This is a genomic window from Flagellimonas nanhaiensis (assembly GCF_003382275.1).
GTDB classification, from domain to species: Bacteria; Bacteroidota; Bacteroidia; order Flavobacteriales; family Flavobacteriaceae; genus Flagellimonas; species Flagellimonas nanhaiensis.
Genome location: NZ_QTJX01000001.1, coordinates 813,318 through 840,000, shown reverse-complemented (window position 1 = coordinate 840,000; position 26,683 = coordinate 813,318). Strand labels below are relative to the sequence as shown.

Genomic DNA, 26,683 nt, shown 5'->3' with positions numbered 1-26,683 from the left:
ACCGGAGGTGAATTTTCCGGTGTTGTCAGTTAAAACTATGCTACACATTAATTGATGGTTACGTTTGACATCCCCCTAAATCACCTTCAATAGTCCACCCTTTAACATTGGTTAAAAATTCCTTTGCGTCATCAGCTTCAGAACCACAAGTAAAAAGATTTTCAGCACCCAGAGTGATATTATGAGGGGTTGTAGGTGCATTGCTCCAACCTATCAATGTAGCTCCGTAGTCATAATATTTAAGTCCAGAATTGTCAAACATCCCTTCCATGTTGGTCACACCACTTAGATTCCATCCTCCCAGGTCTTGACTAAACTTTGTTGCATAATTGAACATAGCATTCATTTTGGTGACCTTTTCTACATTCCAACCTTCAATATCTTGGTTAAAAGATTCTGCATGTTCAAACATACCACTCATACTCGTAACATTGTTTACTTTCCAATCACTGATATCCCCGTTAAAAGAAGTTGCTCCAGAGAACATATTGGACATGTCCGTGACATTGGTAGTTACCCATCCGCTAAGATCTTGGTTAAAGGATTCTGCATTTGTGAACATTTCACTCATATTCACAACACTGGTCACGTCCCAGGTAGTGATATCCCCATTAAAAGAAGTTGCCCCTGCAAACATTCCCTTCATGTATATTACATTACCGACATCCCAGTTGCTCAAGTCTCCATTGAACTGGCTTGCATTGTGGAACATATATCCCATAACAATAACTTGGGTCAAATTGGGCGCATCCGTTGCATTGTAGACCATGTTGTTGCAGCCTCCGAACGCTTGGAAGAAGTATTTCCAGACCACGGCACCCCATTGTTCTATACTCATTAACTTGGTGGCTGAGGGATTCTGGTACATGTTGATTACCGGAAACTCCCCTTTAATGGCCACGGTGTACGTGCCCGCATTGTCGTAGGTATGCTCTGAGGCATTGTTCCCAACAGTGCCATCTCCCCAATCAATAGTATAGTCATACGTATAACCTTGATTCAGACCAATGGTTATATCCTCCCCATCGGTATCGGTCTTAAACGTGACGATGAACGCATCTGGATCCTCCGCCAAGGATTCAATGACATTCTCTACCAATATGCCCACCTGTGCTTCTACTGTTTTCACGCCATCACTCACACTTACTGTTATTGTATGACTTTCTGCTTCCTCAAAATCCAGACTTTTTCCTTGAGCAAGGCTCAGTTCCCCATTTTCCAATCCGATTTCAAAGAGATTGTTATCGTTGGTCGTGATACTATAAGCAAGCTCATCACCATCTACATCAGTAGCGGTCAAAGTAGCAATCACCTCGGTATCATCAATGTCCTCCTTCACGGTTATGGACCGGCCATTGAATACAGGGGGAGTGTTCTCTTCAGGTTTAGAATCTTCGTTCTTACTACAGGACACTATGGCCAGGGCAAAAATGGCCATATAGAGCAATTTTTTTGCTTTCATTTTTTTGGGTTTTATCATTGATACCCTGCAAGTTGTCCCTATTTAAATGGACTTGCCGGGGTGATCTGACCAATCCCCTTTTTGAGTTGATGGGGACAGGTTGGGGGTTGATTTAAGTGAAAGGATGAAGGGGCGAAGGTGAAGGGATTTTGGTTTTTGGGTAAGATGACACTAAAAACAACGTGTATATAATTTTAGGAAAGATTTTCCTCAACCAAAATTTTGAACTCTTCCTCCAGACTGTATTTGGGAAAAGGCTGTCCTGCCTGCCTGTACCAGTATCCTGCATTCCACTCATCCCCTTCCTTTCGGTGTAGGTAAGCATGAATCCAACTACCCATTGGAGTGTGAATTTCTTGAGCAATGTCGTGGGAAGCATTCCAATCTCCTTTAGCATCCCACCAAAGAGATTTTAGTGCAGCCGGCCATTGATTTGATGGAATCGGTTCCTTCAGGGTTTCTTGGAATTTTTCAAAGGTTGTGGGAATCATATGCTCAGTTTTTCCAAAAACTCTTGTTCCGAAACAATAGGTACTCCCAAATTCTCAGCCTTTGTTCTTTTACTAGGTCCCATATTTTCTCCTGCTACCAAAAATGATGTTTTTGAGGAAACCGAAGAAGCTACTTTGCCCCCATTATCCTCAATAAGCTTTTTGAGATCATTTCTACTGATAGATTCAAAAACCCCGGATACCACAAAGGTCTGGCCTTTTAATTTGTCGGTCTGGTTTTCCAATTGCTCTTCTGAAAGTGAAAACTGAAGTCCATAAGATTTTAACCGCTCCACCAACTCAACATTTGATGCTTCTGCAAAAAATACGACCACACTTTGTGCAATTCGTTGCCCAATTTCATCCACGGCAACGAGTTCCTCTTCCGAAGCAGCCATCAGGGCATCAATATTTTTATATGCTTTAACCAACTTTTTGGCTACTGTTTCCCCAACATATCGAATTCCCAAAGCGAACAACACCCTTTCAAAAGGAATGTTTTTGGATGCGGTAACTCCATTCACTAGGTTTTCAGCGGATTTTTCCGCCATTCGTTCCAAGGGCATTACTTGTTCCTTGGTCAGGGTATACAAATCTGCATAATTGGCAATCAATCCTTCTTTGAAGAGTAGTTCCACAGTCTCACTTCCCATGCCCTCAATGTCCATTGCCTTGCGAGAGATAAAATGCTGGATTCGACCTGTAATCTGAGGCGGGCATCCCGAATCATTGGGACAAAAATGCTGGGCCTCACCTTCTTTTCTGATCAATTCCGTTCCGCATTCGGGACAACGCTCAATATATTGGGTTCTTTCTGAGTTTGCTTCCCGTTTAGTGAAATCCACTGAAATGATCTTTGGAATAATCTCTCCTCCTTTTTCAACAAAAACAGTATCGCCTTCCCTTACATCCAATTTTTCAATCTGGTCCGCATTGTGCAATGAAGCGCGCTTAACCGTGGTTCCGGCTAAAAGTACTGGCTCTAGATTTGCCACAGGTGTTATGGCCCCGGTGCGACCCACTTGATAGGTGATTTCATTTAAAACCGTAGATACTTGCTCGGCCTTAAATTTATAGGCCATGGCCCATCTTGGGGATTTGGCCGTGTACCCCAACTCATCTTGATAGCGAATGGTATTGACCTTTATTACCACCCCATCCGTTTCATAGGGCAAATCATGCCGTTTCACTTCCCATTCATCAACAAACTTCATGACCTCATCCGTGGTCTTACAAAGCTTGGCCACTGTGGGTACTTTAAATCCCCAGGAACGTGCTTTCTCCAATACTTCAAACTGAGTAGAGATTTCTACGTTGTTCCCAACTATACTATAAAGCAAACATTCCAATGGACGTTGCGCCACCAAGGCACTATCTTGAAGTTTAAGACTACCGGATGCAGTGTTTCTCGGATTCATATAAGGGTCCTCTCCTGCCTCAATACGTTCTGCGTTCATTTTGGCAAACCCTTCCAAGGTTAAAATAATCTCACCACGAATGTCAAACTTTGGAGGATAATCTCCTTTTAGCTGCAACGGTACAGATTTTATGGTTTTGATGTTAGTGGTAACATCATCGCCTTGAAAACCATCTCCTCGAGTTACTGCCCTGACCAATTTTCCATCCTCGTATGTCAGGCTAATTGAGGCTCCATCATATTTAAGCTCACAAGTAAACTCTACGTCAACATCGCCCAATATCCGTTGAATCCTTTTTTCCCAATCTTCCAGGTCTTGTTTGGAATAGGAATTGTCCAGTGAGTACATTCGGTGTTCATGTACCACTGTTTCAAAATTTTTGGTGACTGCTCCCCCTACCCTTATTGTTGGAGATGCGGCATCATAAAACTCCGGGTGTTCCTCTTCCAATTTTTGAAGCTCCTTGAGCTTCATGTCAAATTCAAAATCTGATATTGTAGGTTGGTCCAGCACATAATATTTATAGTTGTGCTCACGGAGCTCTTCACGGAGTGAAGTTATTTTTTTCTGAATATCGGTCATCTACGTTTGTTCTTTTTTAATCCACTTTGGCGTGAATGCAGGTTGATATGCCACCATCTTGTCCAAAAGACCGCTGCAGGATTCATCTATCAAAAGCATGTCTCTATGATGCTGCTTCAAGAATCCTTTAGAAACCATGGAGTCTATGAAATGTAGCATTTCATCAAAGAAACCATTTACATTTAATATTCCAATGGGTTTTTGATGCAGTCCAAGCTGTCCCCAGGTAATCATCTCGAAAAGTTCTTCCAGTGTCCCGAAACCTCCGGGAAGTGCAATAATACCCTCTGACATCTCATGCATTTTGGTCTTGCGCTCATGCATGCTCTCCACCACGATCAGTTCAGATATGCCGTCATGGAATATTTCTTTGGACTTTAAAAAATCAGGAATTATTCCAATGACTTCTCCACTTTCGTCCAGGGCCCCATCGGCAACTCTTCCCATAAGTCCGACCTTGGCTCCGCCATAGATCAGCGCCATGTTGTAATCTGATAGGGTTCTGCCCAATTGGTAGGCCTTTTTGACAATTTCTTTATCATTGCCATCGCTACTTCCACAAAAAACAGCTACACTTCTCATTTAAAGTTCTGCTTTTACCATTCTGTAATTACCAAAGATATCTTTTCGAAGTTCAATTTCAGAAAAATTATGGGCTTCCAAAAGTGCATTCATTTCTTTGGACAGATATTGATTGATTTCAAAATAAAGCTTTCCGCCTTTCTTAAGGTTTCCCTTGGCAAAATCCACAATTGCCCTATAAAACTTCAATGGATCTTCATCGGGAACAAAAAGGGCAAGTTCTGGTTCAAAGTCCTTTACGTTAGTATTGATTTCTTCTTTTTCCAATTCCCTGACGTAGGGTGGATTGGAGACGATAATGTCAAATTTTGGTTCAAATTTTATTGTAGAGGGTTCAAGGATGTTGCCTTCCACAAAATCAACCTCAACCTTGTTATCCTTAGCATTTTGTTGCGCCACCTTCAAGGCACTTTTTGAAACGTCAAGCGTATGCACTTTGGCATTGGACAAATTACTGGCCAAAGCGATGGCAATACACCCACTTCCAGTGCCAACATCAAGTACTTTTAGATCTTGGCCGTGCTCAACCTGAAAATCCTCAAGAACCCATTGAACCAGTTCCTCCGTCTCAGGCCTGGGAATCAACACATCCTCATTCACCGCCAACTCAAAATCCATAAAATAGGTCTTTCCCAGAATGTACTGTATCGGCTTTTCCAATTTGAGTTGTGCCAAGGTTTCAAATAGGGGCTGTTCCTGTTGCTTTGTAATGGTGAAATTGGGCTGGAGGACGAGAACAAACCGCTCTAATCCTAAATAGTGCTCTATGGTTCGATAAAAAAAAGAATCCACTTCTTCTGAAGCGTAAATCCCATCGAGTTCTTTGTGAAATATGGTTTTGATCTCGCTAAGAAGCACCTTATAATTTTTTGAGCATCCAAACTGGACATGCCACATGCCCGGTATTGCCCATAGGGGCATCTATATATTCAAATCCGTTTTTCTGATACAGTTTTTGGGCAGCCTTCATGTAGGGCATGGTCTCCAAGTAGCATCCCTCAAAACCATATTCCTTGGCTTTCTCCAAACAGATGGAAATCATTTTTGTGCCCAGTCCCTGTCCCCTGGCCTCTTCCAAAAAGTACATTTTTTGCAGCTCACATACATTTCCCTCGTAATTGTCCAACTTGGCAATCCCTGCACAACCGATAATCTTTCCTCCCTGTTCAACAACATAATAGATGGCCTTGGGCACATCATAAGCAGTATACATATCGTTCAAAGCCTTATCTGCATAAGCGGAGCCAACTTTGGGAACACCGAAATCCACAAGAATCTTCCGGATGAGCTTAGTTACCTGGGCATTGTCCCCCGGTTTGATTTCCCGAAATATGGCCTCCTCCTTATTGTGCATATTATCCTATTTTTGCGATTGTGAAGATACACCAAAAATACATCCTCAGGTGCATTCAATTAGGTGAAAAAGGATTGGGGACCACCGCCCCAAATCCCATGGTGGGCTGTGTTGTTGTGCATGATGGAGAAATCATTGGTGAAGGCTATACAAGTCCTTATGGCGGATCCCATGCCGAAGTCAACGCCATTAATTCCGTGAAAAACAAAAAATTGCTTTCCAGTTCCACATTGTATGTAACTCTAGAGCCTTGTTCCCATCATGGAAAAACACCCCCATGTGCCGATTTGATCGCAGCACATAAAATACCTCATGTGGTCATTGGCCTTAAAGACCCCCATAGTAAAGTAGCTGGAAAAGGAATAGAAAAACTGAAGCAATCGGGTTGTGAAGTAACCGTCGGAGTACTGGAAAAAGATTGTAGGTGGCACCATAAAAGATTCTTGAGCTTTCATGAGAAAAATAGACCTTTTGTTATCTTGAAATGGGCAGAAACCGAAGATGGTTTCATCGCTCCCGAAAGCAATAAACGTAATTCTGAACCTGAACCTTTTTGGATTACCAATACCTACTCTCGGCAACTAGTACATAAATGGCGAAGTGAGGAACAGGCTATCTTGGTGGGCACAAACACTGTTTTGGAAGACAATCCGAAACTGACATCCAGGAACTGGAACGGAAAAAATCCCATAAGGGTTGTTCTGGACCGAGCACTTAGACTTGATATTGACCATCATGTATTTGACAAAACTGTGAAAACCATAGTAATTACGGAAGTCAAGGAAAGTAGGAAGTATATAGAAGGAGTTGATTATGAAGTGATTGATTTTTCAGAATCAATTGCAAAGCAGGTTTGCGAAGTACTTTATTGGCACTCCATTACCAGTGTTTTGATTGAGGGAGGCCGTATGACGCTTCAAGCATTCATTCATGAGAATTTATGGGATGAAGCACGTATTTTTAAAGGTAGCTCCCAGTTTGGTAATGGTGTTACGGCCCCAAAAGTTTCTGGAAGTGTATGGAGCATCCAACAAATTTTATCCGATCAGTTAACAATAATGACCAATGATTAAAAATATTATCCTGGATTTTGGGGATGTGCTTATCAACCTTGATAAACCGGCAACTGCTCGGATAATGGAAAGGTACGGTTTTAATCAGGTGACCCCTGAGATGGATTTTTTACTTAAGAATTATGAAAAGGGACTCATTTCTACCTCATATTTCATTGAGAAAACGTCCGAACTTTTTCCAACGGCTTCGGAGACAGATTTGGTACATGCGTGGAATGCTATTTTGTTGGACTTTCCGGAGGAACGGATTCAGTACATTGAAAATATAGTCTCAGAAAACAAGTATCGGCTCTTTCTTTTGAGCAACACTAATGAACTTCATATAGATTTTGTAAAACAGCAAATGGGGATGGAACAATACCATCGTTTTAAAAACCTCTTTGAAGTGTTTTACCTGTCCTATGAAATGGGTATGCGAAAACCGGATGCTGAAATTTATGAGTTTGTGCTGAGCAAAAACAATCTGGCTCCTTCTGAAACACTATTCGTTGATGATACCAAGGAGAATACCGATACTGCCGCCGGAATCGGAATCAATGTATGGAACCTTCAAGTTGGCAAGGAAGACATTACACGTTTAAAACAATATTTATAAATGATTTATTTAGCATTAAGCGTTCTTAGTTCCACTTTCATTTTTGTAGTGTTTAAGTTGTACGATGTGTACAAAATCCAAACGTTGTATGCCATCATTGTAAATTATGTTGTGGCCTGTATAGTGGGACTGTTGCTTTATGAAAATCCAATCCAGCCCACCCAGATTGTTGAATCCTCCTGGTTTTGGGGCCCTGTTGCTTTGGGGGTTTTGTTTATTGTAATCTTTAATTTGATGGCCCGTACGGCCCAGGTTGCGGGAGTTTCTGTAGCTTCGGTGGCCACAAAAATGTCATTGGCCATTCCGGTGGTGGTCGGGGTTGTCTTGTATCAGGAGAAATTATCACTCTACCAGATTTTTGGTATTCTACTGGCACTTGTCGCCGTCTATCTGGCCTCTATAAAAGGGAAAAGTGTAAGCATCAACAAGAAGGATTTGCTTTTACCTTTATTAGTATTTATAGGCTCTGGGATAATAGACACCAGCATGAAATACTTTGAAGAAAAACATCTAGCACCTCAGGAGGTCGCTATTTTCTCATCCATGATTTTTGGATTTGCCGCTTTCACCGGTCTACTTTTCATTCTTTTACAGATTAGAAAAAAACCACTCAAGTTGAATCTTAAGAATGTAGCAGGTGGAATTGTGTTGGGAGTTCCCAACTACTTTTCCATCTTTTTTCTAATTAAAGCACTGCAATCTGATATTCTTGGTAGTGCGGCCGTTTTCACTTTGAACAACGTGGCCATTGTATTGTTCTCTACTTTGATAGGAATATTGCTTTTCAAAGAAAAACTGACCACCAAAAATTGGAGCGGGGTTGGACTAGCTATATTGAGTATAATCTTGGTGGCCCTATTTTAATGAAAGAAGAAGATGTTTACCATACCATAGAAAAGGTCTCTCCTGAAATTCTGTTCAAGGACCGGAAAAGCAAATTCTATGGGCAGGCATTTCCCATACGGTCCGAAGAGGAGGTAAAACCCTTAATTGAACAATTGCGAAAAAAACACCACACTGCCAACCATGTATGCTATGCATGGCAATTAGGAGAACATACCCATTCATACCGAGCAAATGATGATGGCGAACCCAATAATTCGGCCGGCATGCCCATTTATGGGCAAATACAATCCTTTGGCCTCACCAATATTCTGGTAACCGTAACCAGGATATTTGGAGGAACCAAACTTGGTGTTGGAGGGTTGATAAGCGCCTACAGAACAGCAGCACAAATAGCTCTGGACAGTTCGGATATTGTAGAGAAAACCATTGAGACCATTTTTGATCTTCGTTTTGGTTATCCCGAAATGGACAAGGTTATGCGAACGATCAAGCAAAAAGGAATTTCGGTGGTTGCTCAAAAGATGGAAATGGATTGCGCTATGACCATTTCAATAAGAAAGAGCGAAGCAGATACTGTTTTCAAAATTTTTGATGACCTCCCAAACATCAAAATAAGCCGCTTGGATTAAATCTCAAGCTTCGCAAGAATGTAATCCGGACATTTTATTGGTTTGTTGTTGTTTTTATCCATAAATGCCAAAACCGTATTGGCCGTCGCCAAAAGCTCTCGGTTTTCATTATAGATTTCATAATCAAACTCAATTTTGACCTGAGGGATTTTTTTTAAACTGGTCTCTACGGTGATCAAATCATCGTAAAGTGCAGATTTTTTATAGTTTATATGTAAGGATATTACGGGTAGCATAATTCCATTTTCCTCCATACTTCTGTAGGTGACCCCAAGAGCCCTCAACCATTCCACTCTGCCCATTTCCAAGTATTGTGCATAGTTGCCATGGTATACTACCCCCATTTGGTCAGTTTCTCCGTAACGAACCCGAAAAGAATGTGAATTTAACCACATATTTTAAATGAAAAATTATATATTTAGAGGCTTGGTTAACATTAGGGCAACATGCGAAAAAAAAATAGAAAATTCAACGGCAAAATCATTTTTTTTTTCAAAGATTTGTTCACATATTTGTCGCATCCAATAAGCATCTATTAACCCCCGGGTGTTTGATCTAAAGCATTATAGCTAACCAACTAAACAAGGAAAACTTTTATGAGTGTTACTGCAAGTTCCGTATGGAAAAATTGTTTGGCTTTTATCAAGGATAATATCCAACCGCAGGCATTCAAAACATGGTTTGAACCTATTAAGCCCATCAAGTTAACGGACAAAGCTTTGAGCATTCAGGTTCCCAGTAAATTCTTTTACGAATGGCTTGAGGAACATTATGTGAAGCTTTTAAAAGTTGCTCTTACCAGAGAGCTTGGAAACAATGCCAAGCTTATCTACATTATTAAAATGGAAAATAAGTACGGGAATAAAGAACCCTTTACTGAACAGATTCCAAGTTCCAATAGAACGGCCATGGCGCCACAGGAACTGGACGTACCAATAACATCTAAAAGTCCGGAACTGAAGAATCCCTTCGTTATTCCGGGAATTAGAAACATTAAGATAGAGTCCCAGTTAAACCCCAACTACAATTTTGAGAATTTCCTGGAAGGAGACTCCAACCGATTGGCAAGGTCTGCGGGTATGGCCGTGGCCAACAAGCCTGGAGGCACATCCTTCAATCCTCTATTGATATTTGGAGGAGTAGGTTTGGGAAAAACACATTTGGCCCACGCCATTGGAGTTGAGATCAAGGACAAATATCCAGAAAAGACAGTTCTTTATATATCCGCTGAAAAGTTTACCCAACAATACATAGAGTCGGTAAAGAAGAACACCCGAAACGATTTTATCCATTTTTACCAACTTATCGATGTACTCATTATTGATGATGTACAGTTCTTATCTGGTAAATCTGGAACACAGGATGTGTTTTTCCACATATTCAACCATTTGCACCAAAATGGCAAACAGGTCATCCTAACATCGGACAAGGCACCTGTAGATATGCAGGATATTGAGCAACGTTTGCTCTCCCGTTTCAAATGGGGTCTTTCTGCAGAATTGCAAAGTCCGGACTATGAAACAAGGGTTTCCATTTTAAAGAACAAACTCTATAGGGATGGTGTAGAAATGCCTGAAGACATCATCGATCATGTTGCCAAAAACATCAAGACCAATATAAGAGAGTTGGAAGGTGCCATTATCTCCCTGATAGCCCAGTCATCTTTTAATAAGAGAGAGGTTACTTTGGAATTGGCACAACAGGTGGTCGAGAAATTTGTGAAGAACACCAAACGTGAGGTTTCTATCGACTATATCCAAAAAGTGGTTTCGGACTATTTTGAAATGGATGTAGCAACCTTACAATCCAAGACCAGGAAAAGGCATATTGTTCAGGCAAGGCAATTGGCTATGTTCTTTGCCAAGAAATTTACCAAAGCTTCGCTGGCAAGCATAGGTTCACAAATAGGAAAAAGAGACCATGCCACTGTACTACACGCATGTAAGACCGTTGACAACCTTGCGGAGACGGACAAACAATTCAGAAAATACATAGAGGACCTTAATAAGAAGTTCTCTTAATCCATTCATTTGATGAAAACCAAAGTTTTGATGGTCTGCCTAGGCAACATTTGCAGATCTCCTTTGGCCGAAGGTATTCTGAAATCCATGGTGGACCCCAACAAAGTTTTGGTGGATTCTGCGGGTACAGCAGGATATCATGTAGGGAACCCTCCTGACAACAGATCTATAATCGTTGCCCGAAAATATGGTATAGATATCAGTGCCCAGCAGTGTAGAAAATTCTCCGAAATTGATTTTTTGGAATTTGATCATATCTACGCAATGGATAGAAGCAATTTGTCCAATATTATGAAATTGGCCCAAACAGAAAAGGAGGCGGAAAAGGTTCGTTTGCTTTTGGATGAAGTGGACTTGGGCCTCAAAGAAGTCCCTGATCCCTACTACGGAGGTGATGATGGGTTTGAAAAGGTATATCAACTCATAGAAAAAGCCTGCCTGTCCATTGCCGAAAAATTAAACTAAATGGAAGATACAAAACCGGGCCTGGTCCTAGGAAAAGTTTATTTGATCCCAACCACTCTTGGAGACAATGCTCCCTTGGAGGTTCTTCCTATTTCCATTAAGCGAACCATTGAAAACATTGATCATTATATTGTAGAGAACGAAAAAACGGCCAGACGTTTCATCAAAAAGGTGTCCCCTAGCAAGCCCCAGCCAAGCCTTCAAATTGAAACTTTGAACAAATACACAGATCCAGCGGTTATTCCATCCTATTTAGATCCATGCATTCAAGGAAAGAATATTGGGGTCTTGTCGGAAGCAGGCTGTCCAGGAATTGCAGACCCAGGTGCTGACGTGGTTCGGGTTGCCCACGAAAGACGAATTCAGGTTGTACCCTTGGTTGGCCCATCCTCTATTTTAATGGCCATGATGGCCAGCGGCATGAACGGTCAGAATTTTGCCTTTAATGGCTACCTGCCCATTGACAATACAGAACGTAAATCCATGATAAAACAGTTGGAGCGGCTTTCAAGGGAAAAAGGTCAATCACAAATTTTCATGGAAACCCCCTATAGGAACAATAAGCTTTTTCAGGAGTTGATCAAAACGCTTCAAAAGACCACTCGTTTGTGTATAGCTGCCGACATTACCCTTTCTACGGAATTCATAAGAACCAAAAGTGTACGGGAATGGAAAGAACCCGGCACGGATTTGGACAAAAGACCCGCTATATTTATAATTCAAGCATAAAAAAACCTGGAATAACTCCAGGTCTTTTACAATACTTTATTAATTACAAAGGTTAAACTTTGGCATTTCTTTTTTGTTTGATAGTCGAAGTATCAAATCCTGCAAATTTCTTGATGTAGTGCGAAATACTACTTCCGTAGGCGTCAGACACATCATTTTTTCCGTAGGAACGTAGGTACTTCTTCACATTTCCTGCTCCCGCTAAATGCGCTGCAGCCAAAATACCCGATTCAGTAATCTCTACACCTCGGATTCTTTTCCCTACAAATCTTTTGATATCCCTTCGGAGTATCCATTTGTTCCGGGCAATATTGGTATCAAAAGTCTTTTCTTGAAGTATGGGGCTATTCAAGAAAGCCTGGGCACTGTACACACCCATCAAGTTCAATGTTCCCAATCCAAATTGATATTTACCCATATAACCCAATGTGTTTACCACATCGTACCTTCCTTGGGATTCCTTGAAGGCCAAAACCTCTTTAAATCCAATATAGGAGTTTCCTAAAAAGGGTGGGGAAATTATTGGGGTACTGGGTTCACTAGCGAACTCAAGGGCAACTGAATGTTCCGTCCCGTTGACTACACTTAGTGATTCAGGTACATTTTGACTCGTTTCTTTTACCAAAGTATACGAACCAAAACTGGTTAAGATCACAATCATGGCAAGATGCAGAATAAAACCTATCCATCTTCTCATAATGTTCATTTTTAAACTCCACAGCTTTAAAAAAAGTGAAGTCAAATTTGGGCGGCAAATATAGGGGGAGACTTTTTTTTAACAAGTATAAAGCTCTTAAGTTTTTCTTAAATGAGGCTTAAATTACGTTAAAGTGCTGAAAATTAACGGCAAAGAGTATTATCGTAGCACATTTTGAGAATTGAGCCATCTGACGTACTGTACCTTATTTCGGTTATGTTGCGCAAGAGTTTTGGCAAACTTGTGGTAGCCAAAATTGGAAACATCAGCGACGAAATACAAATAATCATGCTTTTCTGGATTCAGGACCGCATCTATGGAAGAGATGTCAGGCATTGCTATTGGTCCAGGTGGAACTCCGGCATATTTATATGTATTGTAGGGGGAATCCATTTCTAGGTCACGAAAGAGTACTCTTTTAATAATGGTATCGTAATTACCTGTTTCTTTTTTTATTGCATAAATGACGGTAGGGTCTGCCTGCAATAGAATTCCCCTTTTAATCCGGTTTAAATAAACTCCGGCCACCCTGGGGCGCTCCTCAACCTTCACTGTCTCTTTTTGCACTATGGCAGCAAGAGCAATAACTTCAGTAGGATTGAGTTTTAGTGCTTGTGCCTTGTTCAATCTGTCTTCATTCCAAAATCTCTTGTATTCTTTTAGCATACGATCACGAAAACCCTGTGCATCCGTATTCCAGAAGAATTCATAGGTGTTGGGTAGATACATTCCCAATTTACTGTCCTCATCAAAATCTGCTTCATTCAAAAACTCAGAATCATTGAAAGATTCCAAAAGTGAAATGCTATCAGCCTCAATTTGCTCTGCTATTCTTCCTGCCAAAGCCTGCAAAGATTCCTGATTGTTGAAAGAAACTTTTACGGGCAGGTTTTTACTTCGTAGCGTATTGATGATGTCATTATTGTTCATGTCTTTTGATAGGGCATACTTTCCACCTTTAATGTTGGTGGTGTACCCTTTTCGCTTGGCGACAGCTTCAAAAGTATATAAGTCTTTGAGCAAAGGTTCCAACACTTCCTCCACATCTGAAAATTCAGCATTGGAAGGAATGTAAACATATGCCTTTTCGTTATTGAACTGCGTATTGGGACTAAAAATGGCTGTGTAGATTTGATAGGCAATAAATCCGCAAACCAAAAGTCCTAAGAGGGCTGCCGCCCAAAGTACTTTTTTAAGATACATTGGTATTTTTTATCTTTTGAAACATTATTTCATTCTTGAACCCTTCGCTGGTTCTTATCCATTCTTTCTTTACCCCAATTTTTTCAAAACCCATTTTTTGAAACAGGTTGATGCTAGCTTTGTTGTCTTCCAAAATATTGGCATACAACTGATGCAGGTCCAATACGGAAAATACGTAATCGCACAATAGAGAAATGGCCTCTGCCCCAATTCCCTTGTTTCTTTGATCAGGGTCTGCTATTACAATTCCCATTCCCGCTCTGCTATTTTTAGGATCAAAATCGAATACATCGATCAAACCAACACAACTGTCCTCCTTATTGCAGATGCACAAACGCAATTGCTTTACATCATAAATATCTCTATGGGCATTTTCCAAATAAAGCTGAAGTACTTTCTTGGAATAAGGCTTCACGGTTCCACTGATTTCCCATATGGCCGTATCGTTTTCCAATTGGTACAGAAAATCTAGATCTTTAGGTTCCAGGGCCCGTAAATAAATCTGCTCCCCTTTTAAGCTCAACATGTTATTTCTCCTTTAAAAACTTGAATGGCTGGACCTTGTAAATGGATATTGCTATAAGTACCATTTTCTTGGTCAAAACTGACATTTAAATCCCCTCCGGGTGTACTTATGTTTACTTTTTTCGATGAAGTCTTTCCAGAATTGTGCATTGCCAGAGCCACAGCGGTAACACCAGTGCCACAGGACAAGGTCTCATCCTCCACTCCCCTTTCATAGGTTCTTACCTTGAAAGAATCAGGTGCCTGTTGCTCCACAAAATTAATATTGCTCCCAGATTCGCCATAAAGACCATATCGTAATCGGGAACCTTCATGTTTTACCGAAAATTTGTCCAGATTTTCCACCAACTGAACATGATGGGGAGAGCCAGTGTCCAAAAAAAGATGCCGTGTTCTTTGGTGGACTTCGGACACGTTGGACATTTTGAGTGTAACAACCTCACCATCTATGGTGGCTTCATGCAAACCATCTATAGCCCTAAATGTAGTCTTGTTGCCTATCATCCCTAAAAACTTGGCAAAAGCAACCGCACACCTACCCCCATTTCCACACATACTTTGGCTAGCATCGGAATTATAGTAATCCATATTAAAATCAGATTCACTATCTTTTTCAAGAAGGATCAGTCCATCTGCTCCAATTCCAAATCTACGGTCGCAGATCTGACCGATTAATTTGGTATTGTTTTTGGGGAAAATATTTTGTCGGTTATCAATAACCACAAAATCGTTTCCAGTTCCTTGATATTTGTAAAACGGTATCTGCATATTCCTTTGCAAAGGAACAAAGATAGCGTATTCTTTAAGGATTTTTTTGGAGTTAAAAACGAGTTAAACAAACAAAGCCAGAGTTGAATTCATTTACTTTTGTTAGTGCTGAATGTTAAAAAATTATTGAATTATGAAGAGAATAGCCAATTTGTTTTTGGTTTCTGTATTTGCCGGAGCAATAACCTTGGGAGCCTACAAACTATTTTTTGAAAAAGATAATTATACCGTGGTAACCTCGGAACAACCAATGCCTGTTTTGAGCACCAGTAACTTACCAGTATCCGCAAAAGGCGCAGGAATCAATGAAGTTGATTTTACCCTGGCTGCAGAAAAAACAGTAAACGCAGTTGTTCACGTTAAAAATTTGACCACCAATAAGGGCCAGAGAAGTCTTTCTGATTTTTTCTACGGATTTGAACGTCAACAAACTCCTCAAATAGGAACTGGTTCGGGAGTTATTATTTCTCCTGATGGCTATATCGTAACAAACAATCACGTGATTGCACAATCAAGTCAGTTAGAAGTCACCCTAAACAACAACAAAACTTATGAAGCAGAGGTTATAGGTGCTGACCGCGACTCTGATATTGCCCTTATCAAAATAGAAACTGAAGAGTCATTGCCCTATTTAGCATTTGGTGATTCTGATAATGCACAGATCGGGGAATGGGTCTTGGCTGTTGGGAACCCTTTCAACCTTACTTCTACAGTAACCGCAGGGATCGTAAGTGCCAAAGCAAGGTCTTTAGGAAGAAACCAATCCTTTATTCAGACAGATGCGGCTGTGAATCCAGGAAACAGTGGTGGCGCCTTGGTGAACACTAACGGAGATCTCATAGGAATAAACACGGCCATTACCTCTCAAACAGGTTCTTATGTTGGATATGCCTTTGCCGTACCAAGCAATATTGCGAGAAAAGTAGTGGAGGATATTATGGAGTATGGAAATGTACAAAAAGGACTTTTGGGCATCAGAGGAGGCGATATTAACCCTAGGGTTGCTACGGAAATGGGCTTGGATGAAACGGAAGGAGTCTATATTTCAGAAATTACCGAAGACTCAGGTGCTGCAGATGCAGGACTTCAAAGAGGTGATATCATCAAACGAGTGGACAATATTGAAGTGCATAAATTTTCAGAGCTATCCGGTTATCTGTCTTCCAAAAGACCAGGTGACGTTATCGATGTTTTATTGGACAGGGACGGAAAAAGCATAACCAAAAAGGTAACCCTCAAAAAACAACAGACGGTTAGTCTTCCTTATACCGGTTTTACGGTGAAAAATCTATCAGAAGAAGACAAAAAAACCTTTGGAGTCTCTAAAGGAGTAAAGATAATTGATGTGCCGGAAGGCTATTCTAGATACAATCTTGAGAATAAGATAATCACAGAGGTTGATGGCAATGAGGTCAATAACATTGACGATGCCAAAGAGCATTTTGGATCTATTTCCAGATATGGAAGAACCAGCTTTACCATGATCAATGAAAATGGCGAAAAAGAACGACTTATTCTTCAATAATATATAGTGCAAAGCATTTTAAAAAAGGCGCTCCGATGTGAGCGCTTTTTTTATTGCCAATACTTGTACGAAAACGTTTGAAATATCTATTTTTGCCCAAAATTTTGAAAATAACCGTAACCGTTATCCATGAGCGACATAAAGTCTTACGAAAAGGAACTTGCATTTCAGGCAGATAGAAGAAAAGCTACTACCGAATTTATTAAGATCATCAGTGACCTATGGTACGATAAGGCCATAGAGGTGGTTCTGTTCAAGAACCAAATCATTGATAAAAATGTCAGTGACATCATCAATCTTCATGAGTATGCTGGAGAGTTTGTTCAAAAACCTATTTCCATCTTCGATTCAGTGGAAATACTTCGTGCTATAAACGATATTAACCTTCCTCCTGCCAAACTTGATATCGGAAAGCTCACTTATGAATATCATTTTGAGGACAACAACCATCTCAATGTAAAGGCTTTTGTAATAGAAAAATTAAAGGACGCCCAGGCCTCCAAGGAAATCAAGCCAAAAGATGTGGTGCTCTATGGTTTTGGAAGAATAGGTAGGCTCGTTGCCCGTGAGCTAATGGCCAAAACTGGACGCGGAAACCAATTAAGGCTAAAGGCCATTGTGGTGAGGGGTGAACTTACTGAAGAGATTCTGGAAAAAAGAGCCGCTTTGCTCAAGACCGATTCTGTTCATGGTCAGTTTATGGGAACCGTAGATGTGGATGTAAAAAACCATGCGCTTATCATTAACGGGACCACGGTAAAATTCATTAGTGCCAACAAACCGGAAGATATTGACTATACCAAGCACGGAATCTACAACGCCCTTATTATAGATAATACGGGAGCGTTTAGAGATAAAGAAGCACTGTCCAGACATTTGGAGGCCAAAGGGGCCAGCAGGGTATTGCTTACTGCTCCAGGAAAGGAAGTTCCGAACATTGTACACGGAGTTAACCACAAAGAGTTTAGTCCGGACAAGACCAAAATCTATTCAGCGGCATCGTGTACTACAAATGCCATTACCCCAGTATTGAAAGTTATTGAAGACTCCCTGGGTATTAAAAAAGGACATTTGGAGACCATCCATGCCTATACCAATGATCAAAATTTAGTAGATAACATGCACAGCAAGTACCGTAGAGGTAGAGCTGCCGCTTTGAATATGGTAATTACGGAAACAGGAGCTGGAGCTGCTGTATCTAAAGCCCTGCCTGCCCTAAAGGGCAAATTGACCTCTAATGCCATTCGTGTCCCTGTTCCCAATGGTTCGCTGGCCATTCTTCATCTTGAAGTGAAAAACAAGACCACCAAGGAAAGCCTTAACACGATTCTTAAAAAGTATGCTTTGGAAGGTGATCTAGTAGAGCAAATTAAATATTCACTCAGTAACGAGCTGGTTTCTTCCGATATAGTAGGGACCTCCGCTCCTTCAATATATGATAGCAAAGCCACATTGGTCTCCGCAGACGGAAAAAGCATCGTGCTCTATATTTGGTACGACAACGAATACGGGTATTCCCATCAAGTTATACGTCTGGCCAAATACATTGCCAAAGTAAGGCGCTATACCTATTATTAATAAGTGCTTGAACAAGCAATTGTGATTTTCTTTTGATTTTTGGTTTATTGGTGTAATTTCGCTTTACCCTTAATCTATATTAAACAAGAACATTGACCATGAAGCGATTACAAATTTTATTTGCCCTGGCCGTACTGGCCCCAGTATTATCAATATCAGCTCAACAACAGGAAGCTCCAAGTGAGAATGACCAAACTCTGGTTGGGCAATTTCAGGAATTGGAAAGAAAATCGGGAAACTATAGGGCCAATGGCATCCGATATGAGGTAATACGCTTGGTCGATCTTAATAGAATCAAAAGCAACATATTTGATTCTGTCAATACGGCCAACAAATCCATTAAGGACCTATCAGCGACCATCACAGCCAATAGAGCAGAAATAGAGGACCTCAATACCAAACTACAGGGTACTACCAATAAACTCAATACGGTAACCTCCGAAAAAGACAGTATTTCCTTTTTTGGGGCCTCTGTGGGCAAAGGCACCTATAAGCTGATTCTCTGGGGAATCATCTTTACGCTGCTGTTGTTCTTACTTTTCTTCATATATAAGTTTAGAAATAGTAATTTCTTGACCCAGCAGGCCAAAACGGCCTTAACGGATTTAGAAAAGGAATATGAAGACCATAGAAGACGAGCGCTGGAACGTGAACAAAAAATCAGTCGCCAACTCCAGGATGAGCTCAACAAGCAAAAAAAATAACAAAGAGGCTTCCATCAGGAAGCCTTTTTAATGAATAAACCCTTGGGATAGGTTAAACCAAAACCAAACAGAAGATGACCATTAGAAAAGCCAGTCTTTCAGACCTTGAACTTATAGTTCCTCTTTTTGATGCCTATCGGGTTTTTTACTCGCAAGTTTCAGATATTGAAGCCGCCCGAGCGTTCATAAAAGAACGCTATGAGCAAAATGAAACCGTCATCCTTCTGGCATTGGAAAAAGATAAACCCGTAGGGTTTACGCAATTGTACAAGACCTTTTCGTCTGTCTCCCTAAAACCATTTTATATCTTAAATGATCTTTATGTTTCTTCGGACCATCGAAAAAAAGGAGTTGGAGAGGCATTGCTCAATGAAGCTAAGAAATATTGCGAATCAAAGAATTTTAAAGGTCTGGCCTTGGAGACGGCAACCGATAATCCTGCGCAAAAACTTTATGAAAGGTTAGGTTGGAAAAAGGACGAGGCCTATTTTCATTACTTTTGGGAGAATTCCAAATTCAAAGAACCTGTTTAGTTCCAATTTTCCAGCTTATGCGGATTGATATTATTACCGTACTTCCTGAACTTCTTAAAAGCCCTTTTGAAGCTTCCATATTAAAAAGGGCCATAGAAAAAAAATTGGTGGAGGTCCATTTTCATAATCTTAGGGATTATTCCACGGGCAATTATAAACAAGTGGACGATTATCAATTTGGTGGAGGTGCAGGCATGGTGTTGATGGTTGAGCCCATAGACAAGTGTATATCCCAACTTCAACAAGAACGGGAGTATGATGAAATCATCTATATGACCCCAGATGGAGCGACCTTGAGTCAAGGTACCGCCAACGAAATGTCGCTCAAAAAAAACCTGATCATTCTATGTGGTCACTACAAAGGAGTGGATCAAAGGGTAAGAGATATGTTCGTGACCCGGGAAATTTCCATTGGAGACTATGTTTTATCTGGAGGAGAACTGGCAGCCGCAGTTTTCTGTGATGCCATCATCAGATTGTTACCAGGTGTTCTAAATGATGAAACATCGGCGCTGACCGATACTTTTCAGGATAACCTATTGGCCCCTCCGGTATATACCAGACCATCAGAATACAAAGGAATAAAAGTTCCCGAGATTCTATTGAGCGGGGATTTTCCAAAAATTGAAAAGTGGCGGGAAGAGCAAGCCCTGGAAAGAACTAAAAAACGAAGACCTGATTTATTATAACAACTATGGAAACCAATCACACATTTTTTTTTGCAGCAGGAGGCGTCCTTAATGGTATCGCCCAACTTGTAGTACTTATAGCTTGCATTATTCTGGTCATTAAGCAGAAAAGTGGTTCCACTATTATGATGTTGGTGGCACAAATACTGGGAATATTTGTATCCGTTGGTGGTTTTACTTGGACTGCACTTTCAGCTCAGGTTGACCCTGAATCGGTTTTAACAGCAAGTAAAACAATGGCTTTATTGGGTCCACTTCCCCATATTCTCTTTGCTATCGGACTAATATGGTTCGTATACAGCAACGTAAAAAAAAGAGAAAGCATCGAATAAGTTTCTCAAAAAGCACAAAAGGTCTTGCCATTTCTAAATATTGCATTACTTTTGCAATCGCAAAATCAACCTCTGACGAAATCCGTGAAAGTTGGTCTTGATAAACGCTAAAAAAATATACAATGGAATCCTTAGTAAAATTTGTTGAAGACGAATTTGTTCCAAAAAAAGATTTTCCAAACTTTTCTTCAGGTGATACCATTACGGTATACTATGAAATTAAGGAAGGTGAAAAAACCCGTACACAGTTCTTTAAAGGAGTTGTGATCCAACGAAGAGGCAGTGGTGCTACAGAAACATTCACTATCAGAAAAATGTCAGGTACCGTTGGTGTGGAAAGAATTTTTCCAGTCAATATGCCTGCCCTTCAAAAGATTGAAATAAACAAAAAAGGTAAGGTACGTAGATCCAGAATCTTTTATTTCAGGGGTCTTACAGGTAAGAAAGCCCGTATCAAGGAAGTTAGGAAGTAAGCTTCATTACCTAGATAGCATTAAATTAAGCACCTTATTAGGTGCTTTTTTTATGAACAATTGTTAATAACCATAGTTCATATTTTGTTGATTTTAAATCGGTTATAAAATTTGGATATCTAAGGGATTATTCTAATTTAGTCGTAGAAATAATGAAGATGATTTATCAGATTCTTGTTTCTTTTAAAGTTGACGTTCTTTAAAACTGATGTTTCCCTTTTTAATTGGTAACACTACTAATCACAAAAGGAATTTCGAAGAAGAGGGAGTTTCGGCAAACTTGGATGAGAAATAATAAATTTTATGTGCGGATGGAGAAGCAATTTTCCATTTTGATAAAATTTAGGAAATGTTTGAAACACTTTACAAGATGCAGTTTAGTTGAATAATTAAAGGCAACGTGTGGAGTAAACGTCAAAGGGGCAACGGATGCAACCTCGAGTTGCAGTTTCGTGGCAACATGAAGCGAAGTCCTTTAGCCCTTTTCAGAAAGCCATATCAATGTTCGCACATAGATATGGCTTTTGTTTTTATTCTTCTTTTTTACCTACCCTCCACTTTTAGTTGATTCCTTCGCACAGCACCGTCCATAAGTTGTATATTTGCACCGCTCAAACAAAAATAACTTAATGGCTAAGATTTTTTACACCAAGACTGATGAGGCCCCTGCCTTAGCTACACAATCCTTTCTACCAATTGTCAAAGCATTTACCAAAACTGCCGACATTTCCATTGAAACAAAAGACATATCCCTTGCCGGTAGAATTGCTGCTGTATTTCCAGAATACCTAACCGAAGATCAAAAAATTTCCGATGATCTTGCACTTCTTGGGGATTTGGCCAAAACCCCAGAAGCCAATATCATTAAACTACCCAACATTAGTGCTTCCATTCCCCAATTAAAAGAAGCTATTGAAGAGCTGCAGGGAAAAGGATATAACCTTCCCAACTATCCTGATGAGCCAAAATCCGAAGAGGAAAAATCAATAAAGGCCAGATACGATAAAATTAAAGGTAGTGCAGTAAATCCGGTTCTTCGTGAAGGAAACTCCGACAGAAGAGCCCCAAAAGCCGTAAAAAACTACGCCAAGAAGAACCCGCACACCATGGGAGCATGGTCTTCAAATTCCAAGACCCATGTTGCAACCATGTCAGAAGGTGATTTTAGAAGCAACGAGAAATCCCTTACCATGAAAAGTGCGGGGGATGTACGAATTGAATTGACCGATTCCAATGGAGGAACCACCGTTCTAAAAGATAAAGTTGCCCTTCTAAAGGGAGAAATCATCGATGCAACAGTGATGAGCAAAAACGCACTGGTAGACTTTCTTTCCAAAGAAATTGCCGATGCAAAATCCAGCAACTTGTTGCTTTCCCTTCATTTTAAGGCAACCATGATGAAGGTTTCGGACCCCATAATCTTTGGGCATGCCCTAAAAGCTTATTTTTCCGAGCTTTTTGAAAAATACAATGGTACCTTCGACCAGTTGGGAATTAACCCGAACAATGGTTTAGAAACTCTTCTGGATAAATTAGAGCAACTTCCAAAGGAGCAATGTGAAGAAATTGTTCATGCCATAAACCAAACCATAGAAAATGGTCCAGATTTGGCCATGGTAAACTCGGATAAAGGAATTACCAATCTTCATGTTCCCAGTGATGTCATCATTGATGCCTCCATGCCTGCCATGATCAGGAATTCAGGTAAAATGTGGGATAAGAATGGAGAGCTTCAAGATACCAAGGCCATTATTCCTGATAGCAGCTACTCAGGTATTTACCAGGCAACCATAGATTTTTGCAAAGAACATGGCGCTTTTGATCCAACTACCATGGGTACAGTACCAAATGTTGGACTTATGGCCCAAAAAGCGGAGGAATATGGCTCGCACGACAAGACTTTTGAAATTCCTAAAGCAGGTACCGTAAAAGTGGTCGACAATTCAACAGGAAACACCCTATTGGAACATACAGTTGAAGAAGGTGATATCTGGAGAATGTGCCAGGTGAAAGATGCCCCGGTACAGGATTGGGTAAAATTAGCAGTTTCCCGAGCACGTGCCACTAATACTCCGGCCGTATTTTGGTTGGATGAAAACAGGGCACACGATTCGGAACTCATCAAAAAAGTAAACGAGTATTTGGGACACCATGACACAGCAGGGTTAGACCTTAGAATCCTCTCCCCTATTGAGGCTACCAAATTCACCCTGGAACGGATAAAAGATGGAAAAGATACCATTTCCGTTTCTGGAAACGTGTTAAGGGATTACCTCACTGATCTGTTCCCAATTTTAGAGGTAGGTACCAGTGCCAAAATGCTTTCCATAGTGCCATTAATGAATGGCGGAGGGCTATTTGAAACTGGAGCAGGAGGTTCCGCGCCAAAACATGTTGAGCAATTTTTGGAAGAAGGCCACCTTCGGTGGGATTCATTAGGTGAATTCTTGGCATTGGGTGTCTCTTTGGAGTTCTTTGGTGAAAAAAGCAACAACAAAAAAGCAATGGTCCTTGCCGATGCTTTGGATGCGGCCACCGAGAAGTTTTTGGACAACGACAAGTCTCCTTCCCGAAAAGTAAATGAATTGGATACTCGAGGTAGTCATTTTTATTTGGCACTTTACTGGGCGGAGCACTTGGCCCAGCAAGATGAAGACCAAGAGCTAAAATCCATTTTTGAAAAGGTTTCAGAAGAGTTGTCCTCAAACGAAAAACAAATAGCCCAGGAATTGATTGATGCCCAGGGGTCGGCCACTGACATTGGAGGATATTATCTTCCAGATGCGGAGTTGGCTTCCAAAGCTATGCGCCCCAGCGACACGCTGAACAAGATTTTGAGCGCTATTGGCTAACACTGCATAGTTTTCGGTAGTAGATTTCAAGGGATATATATCCAAAGTTGTTATATATATCTAAACCAACAACTATTGTGGTATTTTTCCACTATATGGGTTGTATCTCTTTTTTGGGTCAGGGATAATATGTATTTTTAGGAAAAATCTTCAAATGCCAAAAAGACACATTCTCCTTTTGTTTGTCTTGACAATACTTGGCATTTCCCTTCAGGCCCAGAAAAAATATACCTTAAGTGGTACTGTTTCAGAAGCAAATAGCAATGAGACCCTTATCGGGGTTACCATTGCATTTCCAAGTTTAAAGACTGGGGTCACCACAAACGAATATGGGTTTTACTCCATAACACTTCCAGAAGGGGAATACAATGTTGTTGTCAGTTATTTAGGGTTCCAGGATATCAGGGAAACCATAAACCTGAGAAGGGACATCAAGAAAGATTTCAGTCTTTCGGAAGCTGTAGAACAACTAGAAGAAGTAGTTGTTACCGATGATGCCGAACGATTGGATATCAGAAAGCCACAGATGAGTGTGAATACTCTAGCTGCCCAGACCATAAAACAGATTCCTGTTGTCCTGGGCGAAGCGGACGTTATAAAGTCTCTGCTGTTGCTTCCCGGTGTTACCAATGCAGGTGAAGCTTCCTCCGGTTTTAATGTCCGGGGAGGTGCCGTGGACCAAAATCTCATCCTATTGGATGAGGCCACAGTTTTCAACTCTTCGCACTTGTTCGGTTTTTTCTCGGTTTTCAATCCAGATGCCATCAAGGATGTAAAACTCTTCAAAGGCGGAATTCCTGCAAGATATGGCGGAAGGGTTTCCTCGGTTCTGGAAATATTTCAGAAAGAGGGAAACAGTAAAGAATTTAAGGTAAATGGCGGAATAGGGGCTGTTGCCAGCAGGTTGCTGTTAGAAGGCCCCGTAATTAAGGATAGGACTGCCTTTCTTATAGGTGGAAGGGCCTCGTACGCACATTTGTTCCTTCCACTTTTTGATGTGGACAACAAGGCATACTTCTATGACCTTAATACCAAGATCAACCACAAAATAAACGATCGTAACAGCATTTTTCTCTCTGGATACTTTGGGCGTGACCTCTTTAGTATTTCCGATAGTTTCATAAATACTTATGGAAACGCAGTCGGAAATTTTAGATGGAATCATTTGTTTTCGGATAAGCTGTTCTCCAATCTTTCCCTCATCTATTCAGATTATTTTTATGGGCTAGAGTTGGATTTTGTGGGCTTTGATTGGGATTCGGGAATCCAAAATTTCAATCTGAAGTATGACCTTAAACATTATATCAATGACAAATTGCAGTTGAACTACGGGTTACACAATATCTACTATGTGTTCAATCCCGGAAAAATACGTCCCAACAGTCCCGACTCTGGTATTGTGGAGGAGCAATTGACCAAAAAATATGCAAATGAAAATGCAGTTTATATAGATGTTGAGCATAAGATTTCTGAAAGCCTGAGTGTGGAATACGGCCTCCGCGCGAGTCAATTTAATCGTTTTGGGCAAGACGAATTCTTTGTTTATGAAAACGACAATCCGGTGATTTTTGACCCGTTCACTTTATTGTACAGGGAAGCAGAACCTATAGATACCATAAGCCCGGGAAGAGGTGGAACATTGAAAAAGTTCTTCAATTTGGAGCCCAGGGTTTCCCTATCCTATAACTTTAATGGAAAAAGCTCGATAAAAGCCAGTTACACCCGTTTGGCTCAATACCTACATTTATTATCAAATACAAGCTCCCCCACTCCATTGGATGTTTGGACCCCAAGTGGCCCTTTTGTGGAACCACAATTGCTCAACCAATATGCAATGGGCTATTTTAGGAACATTGATGAAGGCGCCTATACTTTTGAGACAGAAGTGTTTTTCAAGGATATAGAAAATAGAATTGATTACATAGATGGGGCCGACCTCATAGCGAACAATGCCATTGAACAGGTAATTCTTAACGGCGAAGCAAGAGCTTATGGGATTGAATTTTTAATCAGAAAAAACGAAGGTCCCTTCACAGGATGGCTGGCCTATACCCTCTCCAGATCAGAGCAACGCACTCCTGGTAGAGATCTCGGAATTGATACAGGAAGGTCAGATATAGAAACAGGAATCAACCAAGGGCAATGGTATAGCACTCCATATGACAAAACCCATGATCTTTCCCTTTATGGAAGTTATAAAGTAAATGACCGATGGAACATTAATGCCAATTTCGTTTACCAGACCGGTCAACCCACTAACTACCCCGTTGGACAATTTGAATTTCAGGGTTTGGTGGTTCCATTTTTTGGTTTGAGGAATAAAGAACGACTACCTGATTATCATCGTTTAGATTTTTCGGCAACGTTGACACCCCGTAAAAACAAAGGAAGGAATTGGCAGTCGGAGTGGGTATTTAGCGTTTACAACGTCTATAGCAGGAAGAATGCAGCCTCAATCAATTTTAGAGAGAACGATGATACAGGTAGAAATGAAGCTATCAGAACTGCTATTTTTGGGATTATTCCGGCCATAACCTATAATTTTAAATTCTAAAGC

General features: G+C 40.6%; 27 protein-coding genes. 16 read left to right on the top strand and 11 right to left on the bottom strand.

Annotation, left to right across the window (positions count from 1 at the left end; translation table 11 throughout):
- Positions 1 to 58: 58 nt before the first annotated feature.
- From DX873_RS03880 to DX873_RS03860, 6 genes are all read right to left on the bottom strand, one after another.
- Positions 59 to 1,462 carry a BspA family leucine-rich repeat surface protein gene (locus DX873_RS03880; RefSeq protein ID WP_181899428.1) on the bottom strand — a complete coding sequence of 468 codons (1,404 nt, stop codon included), beginning with the start codon at positions 1,460 to 1,462 and terminating at the stop codon, positions 59 to 61.
- A 194-nt stretch (positions 1,463 to 1,656) separates the two neighbouring features.
- Positions 1,657 to 1,953 carry a hypothetical protein gene (locus DX873_RS03875; protein ID WP_116183196.1) on the bottom strand — a complete coding sequence of 99 codons (297 nt, stop codon included), beginning with the start codon at positions 1,951 to 1,953 and terminating at the stop codon, positions 1,657 to 1,659.
- On the bottom strand, positions 1,950 to 3,953 hold the full coding sequence (ligA, locus tag DX873_RS03870) for an NAD-dependent DNA ligase LigA (protein WP_116183195.1): 2,004 nt from the start codon (positions 3,951 to 3,953) through the stop codon (positions 1,950 to 1,952). Before ligA ends, DX873_RS03875 begins: the two co-directional genes overlap by 4 nt.
- Positions 3,954 to 4,535 (bottom strand): LOG family protein, encoded by a 582-nt coding sequence (locus DX873_RS18825; protein ID WP_181899427.1) that lies wholly within the window; start codon positions 4,533 to 4,535, stop codon positions 3,954 to 3,956.
- Positions 4,536 to 5,393, bottom strand: coding sequence for a peptide chain release factor N(5)-glutamine methyltransferase (gene prmC / locus DX873_RS18820; RefSeq protein ID WP_181899426.1), 858 nt, complete (start codon positions 5,391 to 5,393; stop codon positions 4,536 to 4,538). It abuts the gene before it with no gap.
- A 1-nt stretch (position 5,394) separates the two neighbouring features.
- A complete protein-coding gene (locus tag DX873_RS03860; protein ID WP_116183194.1) occupies positions 5,395 to 5,889 on the bottom strand; it encodes a GNAT family N-acetyltransferase in 495 nt (164 codons plus the stop codon).
- 20 nt (positions 5,890 to 5,909) lie between these two features.
- Between DX873_RS03860 and ribD the strand changes: the two genes are divergently transcribed.
- From ribD to DX873_RS03840, 4 genes are read left to right on the top strand one after another with little or no spacing between them, the layout of a single operon-like run.
- On the top strand, positions 5,910 to 6,962 hold the full coding sequence (gene ribD, locus DX873_RS03855; protein WP_116183193.1) for a bifunctional diaminohydroxyphosphoribosylaminopyrimidine deaminase/5-amino-6-(5-phosphoribosylamino)uracil reductase RibD: 1,053 nt from the start codon (positions 5,910 to 5,912) through the stop codon (positions 6,960 to 6,962).
- Positions 6,955 to 7,557 carry an HAD family hydrolase gene (locus tag DX873_RS03850; RefSeq protein ID WP_116183192.1) on the top strand — a complete coding sequence of 201 codons (603 nt, stop codon included), beginning with the start codon at positions 6,955 to 6,957 and terminating at the stop codon, positions 7,555 to 7,557. Before ribD ends, DX873_RS03850 begins: the two co-directional genes overlap by 8 nt.
- Positions 7,558 to 8,421 carry an EamA family transporter gene (locus DX873_RS03845; RefSeq protein ID WP_116183191.1) on the top strand — a complete coding sequence of 288 codons (864 nt, stop codon included), beginning with the start codon at positions 7,558 to 7,560 and terminating at the stop codon, positions 8,419 to 8,421. It begins immediately after the preceding gene.
- A complete protein-coding gene (locus DX873_RS03840) occupies positions 8,421 to 9,032 on the top strand; it encodes an IMPACT family protein (protein WP_116183190.1) in 612 nt (203 codons plus the stop codon). The genes DX873_RS03845 and DX873_RS03840 overlap by 1 nt, the downstream gene beginning before the upstream one ends.
- Here DX873_RS03840 and DX873_RS03835 read toward each other — a convergent pair.
- Entirely contained in the window at positions 9,029 to 9,427 is a 399-nt protein-coding gene (locus tag DX873_RS03835) for an acyl-CoA thioesterase (RefSeq protein WP_116183189.1), read from the bottom strand. The genes DX873_RS03840 and DX873_RS03835 overlap by 4 nt on opposite strands.
- Before the next feature lie 201 nt (positions 9,428 to 9,628).
- Between DX873_RS03835 and dnaA the strand changes: the two genes are divergently transcribed.
- The 3 genes from dnaA to DX873_RS03820 are packed head-to-tail and all read left to right on the top strand — an operon-like array spanning position 9,629 to position 12,247.
- Positions 9,629 to 11,053 carry a chromosomal replication initiator protein DnaA gene (gene dnaA, locus DX873_RS03830; RefSeq protein WP_116183188.1) on the top strand — a complete coding sequence of 475 codons (1,425 nt, stop codon included), beginning with the start codon at positions 9,629 to 9,631 and terminating at the stop codon, positions 11,051 to 11,053.
- A 12-nt stretch (positions 11,054 to 11,065) separates the two neighbouring features.
- Positions 11,066 to 11,518 (top strand): low molecular weight protein-tyrosine-phosphatase, encoded by a 453-nt coding sequence (locus DX873_RS03825; protein WP_116183187.1) that lies wholly within the window; start codon positions 11,066 to 11,068, stop codon positions 11,516 to 11,518.
- Positions 11,519 to 12,247 carry an SAM-dependent methyltransferase gene (locus tag DX873_RS03820; RefSeq protein ID WP_116183186.1) on the top strand — a complete coding sequence of 243 codons (729 nt, stop codon included), beginning with the start codon at positions 11,519 to 11,521 and terminating at the stop codon, positions 12,245 to 12,247.
- Positions 12,248 to 12,299: 52 nt separating this feature from the next.
- Here DX873_RS03820 and DX873_RS03815 read toward each other — a convergent pair whose 3' ends face one another.
- From DX873_RS03815 to dapF, 4 genes are all read right to left on the bottom strand, one after another.
- The gene (locus tag DX873_RS03815; protein ID WP_116183802.1) at positions 12,300 to 12,944 is read right to left on the bottom strand and encodes a hypothetical protein; all 645 of its coding nucleotides are present in this window, start codon (positions 12,942 to 12,944) and stop codon (positions 12,300 to 12,302) included.
- A gap of 159 nt (positions 12,945 to 13,103) precedes the next feature.
- Positions 13,104 to 14,147, bottom strand: coding sequence for an endolytic transglycosylase MltG (gene mltG / locus DX873_RS03810; RefSeq protein ID WP_116183185.1), 1,044 nt, complete (start codon positions 14,145 to 14,147; stop codon positions 13,104 to 13,106).
- A complete protein-coding gene (locus DX873_RS03805; protein ID WP_116183184.1) occupies positions 14,137 to 14,673 on the bottom strand; it encodes a GNAT family N-acetyltransferase in 537 nt (178 codons plus the stop codon). Before DX873_RS03805 ends, mltG begins: the two co-directional genes overlap by 11 nt.
- Complete coding sequence (gene dapF, locus DX873_RS03800; protein ID WP_116183183.1) at positions 14,667 to 15,440, bottom strand: diaminopimelate epimerase; 774 nt, start codon at positions 15,438 to 15,440, stop codon at positions 14,667 to 14,669. Before dapF ends, DX873_RS03805 begins: the two co-directional genes overlap by 7 nt.
- Before the next feature lie 133 nt (positions 15,441 to 15,573).
- Here dapF and DX873_RS03795 point away from each other — a divergent pair, with 133 nt between their 5' ends.
- From DX873_RS03795 to DX873_RS03755, 9 genes are all read left to right on the top strand, one after another.
- Positions 15,574 to 16,965, top strand: coding sequence for a trypsin-like peptidase domain-containing protein (locus DX873_RS03795; protein WP_116183182.1), 1,392 nt, complete (start codon positions 15,574 to 15,576; stop codon positions 16,963 to 16,965).
- A gap of 129 nt (positions 16,966 to 17,094) precedes the next feature.
- Entirely contained in the window at positions 17,095 to 18,543 is a 1,449-nt protein-coding gene (locus DX873_RS03790) for a glyceraldehyde-3-phosphate dehydrogenase (RefSeq protein WP_116183181.1), read from the top strand.
- 98 nt (positions 18,544 to 18,641) lie between these two features.
- Positions 18,642 to 19,247, top strand: coding sequence for a tRNA (guanine-N1)-methyltransferase (locus tag DX873_RS03785; RefSeq protein ID WP_116183180.1), 606 nt, complete (start codon positions 18,642 to 18,644; stop codon positions 19,245 to 19,247).
- A 74-nt stretch (positions 19,248 to 19,321) separates the two neighbouring features.
- Entirely contained in the window at positions 19,322 to 19,780 is a 459-nt protein-coding gene (locus DX873_RS03780) for a GNAT family N-acetyltransferase (protein WP_116183179.1), read from the top strand.
- 17 nt (positions 19,781 to 19,797) lie between these two features.
- The gene (gene trmD / locus DX873_RS03775; RefSeq protein ID WP_116183178.1) at positions 19,798 to 20,469 is read left to right on the top strand and encodes a tRNA (guanosine(37)-N1)-methyltransferase TrmD; all 672 of its coding nucleotides are present in this window, start codon (positions 19,798 to 19,800) and stop codon (positions 20,467 to 20,469) included.
- 5 nt (positions 20,470 to 20,474) lie between these two features.
- Positions 20,475 to 20,801, top strand: a complete 327-nt coding sequence (locus DX873_RS03770) for a hypothetical protein (RefSeq protein WP_116183177.1) — start codon at positions 20,475 to 20,477, stop codon at positions 20,799 to 20,801.
- A gap of 122 nt (positions 20,802 to 20,923) precedes the next feature.
- Positions 20,924 to 21,274, top strand: a complete 351-nt coding sequence (gene rplS / locus DX873_RS03765) for a 50S ribosomal protein L19 (RefSeq protein ID WP_116183176.1) — start codon at positions 20,924 to 20,926, stop codon at positions 21,272 to 21,274.
- A gap of 629 nt (positions 21,275 to 21,903) precedes the next feature.
- Entirely contained in the window at positions 21,904 to 24,126 is a 2,223-nt protein-coding gene (locus tag DX873_RS03760; RefSeq protein ID WP_116183175.1) for an NADP-dependent isocitrate dehydrogenase, read from the top strand.
- A gap of 154 nt (positions 24,127 to 24,280) precedes the next feature.
- Entirely contained in the window at positions 24,281 to 26,680 is a 2,400-nt protein-coding gene (locus tag DX873_RS03755) for a TonB-dependent receptor (protein WP_116183174.1), read from the top strand.
- Positions 26,681 to 26,683: the final 3 nt, after the last annotated feature.

Excerpts from the sequence above, each read along its gene's own strand:
- DX873_RS03840 (WP_116183190.1), top strand. The coding sequence starts at position 8,421 with ATGAAAGAAGAAGATGTTTACCATACCATAGAAAAGGTCTCTCCTGAA.
- DX873_RS03825 (WP_116183187.1), top strand. The coding sequence starts at position 11,066 with ATGAAAACCAAAGTTTTGATGGTCTGCCTAGGCAACATTTGCAGATCT.
- DX873_RS03880 (WP_181899428.1), bottom strand. The coding sequence starts at position 1,462 with ATGAAAGCAAAAAAATTGCTCTATATGGCCATTTTTGCCCTGGCCATA.
- DX873_RS03850 (WP_116183192.1), top strand. The coding sequence starts at position 6,955 with ATGATTAAAAATATTATCCTGGATTTTGGGGATGTGCTTATCAACCTT.
- DX873_RS03780 (WP_116183179.1), top strand. The coding sequence starts at position 19,322 with ATGACCATTAGAAAAGCCAGTCTTTCAGACCTTGAACTTATAGTTCCT.
- DX873_RS03795 (WP_116183182.1), top strand. The coding sequence starts at position 15,574 with ATGAAGAGAATAGCCAATTTGTTTTTGGTTTCTGTATTTGCCGGAGCA.
- dnaA (WP_116183188.1), top strand. The coding sequence starts at position 9,629 with ATGAGTGTTACTGCAAGTTCCGTATGGAAAAATTGTTTGGCTTTTATC.
- DX873_RS03845 (WP_116183191.1), top strand. The coding sequence starts at position 7,558 with ATGATTTATTTAGCATTAAGCGTTCTTAGTTCCACTTTCATTTTTGTA.
- DX873_RS03875 (WP_116183196.1), bottom strand. The coding sequence starts at position 1,953 with ATGATTCCCACAACCTTTGAAAAATTCCAAGAAACCCTGAAGGAACCG.
- trmD (WP_116183178.1), top strand. The coding sequence starts at position 19,798 with ATGCGGATTGATATTATTACCGTACTTCCTGAACTTCTTAAAAGCCCT.
- ligA (WP_116183195.1), bottom strand. The coding sequence starts at position 3,953 with ATGACCGATATTCAGAAAAAAATAACTTCACTCCGTGAAGAGCTCCGT.
- rplS (WP_116183176.1), top strand. The coding sequence starts at position 20,924 with ATGGAATCCTTAGTAAAATTTGTTGAAGACGAATTTGTTCCAAAAAAA.
- DX873_RS03860 (WP_116183194.1), bottom strand. The coding sequence starts at position 5,889 with ATGCACAATAAGGAGGAGGCCATATTTCGGGAAATCAAACCGGGGGAC.
- DX873_RS03770 (WP_116183177.1), top strand. The coding sequence starts at position 20,475 with ATGGAAACCAATCACACATTTTTTTTTGCAGCAGGAGGCGTCCTTAAT.
- mltG (WP_116183185.1), bottom strand. The coding sequence starts at position 14,147 with ATGTATCTTAAAAAAGTACTTTGGGCGGCAGCCCTCTTAGGACTTTTG.
- DX873_RS03815 (WP_116183802.1), bottom strand. The coding sequence starts at position 12,944 with ATGAGAAGATGGATAGGTTTTATTCTGCATCTTGCCATGATTGTGATC.
- DX873_RS03820 (WP_116183186.1), top strand. The coding sequence starts at position 11,519 with ATGGAAGATACAAAACCGGGCCTGGTCCTAGGAAAAGTTTATTTGATC.
- DX873_RS03755 (WP_116183174.1), top strand. The coding sequence starts at position 24,281 with ATGCCAAAAAGACACATTCTCCTTTTGTTTGTCTTGACAATACTTGGC.
- DX873_RS03835 (WP_116183189.1), bottom strand. The coding sequence starts at position 9,427 with ATGTGGTTAAATTCACATTCTTTTCGGGTTCGTTACGGAGAAACTGAC.
- DX873_RS03790 (WP_116183181.1), top strand. The coding sequence starts at position 17,095 with ATGAGCGACATAAAGTCTTACGAAAAGGAACTTGCATTTCAGGCAGAT.
- DX873_RS03805 (WP_116183184.1), bottom strand. The coding sequence starts at position 14,673 with ATGTTGAGCTTAAAAGGGGAGCAGATTTATTTACGGGCCCTGGAACCT.
- DX873_RS03760 (WP_116183175.1), top strand. The coding sequence starts at position 21,904 with ATGGCTAAGATTTTTTACACCAAGACTGATGAGGCCCCTGCCTTAGCT.
- DX873_RS18825 (WP_181899427.1), bottom strand. The coding sequence starts at position 4,535 with ATGAGAAGTGTAGCTGTTTTTTGTGGAAGTAGCGATGGCAATGATAAA.
- DX873_RS03785 (WP_116183180.1), top strand. The coding sequence starts at position 18,642 with ATGAAGCGATTACAAATTTTATTTGCCCTGGCCGTACTGGCCCCAGTA.
- dapF (WP_116183183.1), bottom strand. The coding sequence starts at position 15,440 with ATGCAGATACCGTTTTACAAATATCAAGGAACTGGAAACGATTTTGTG.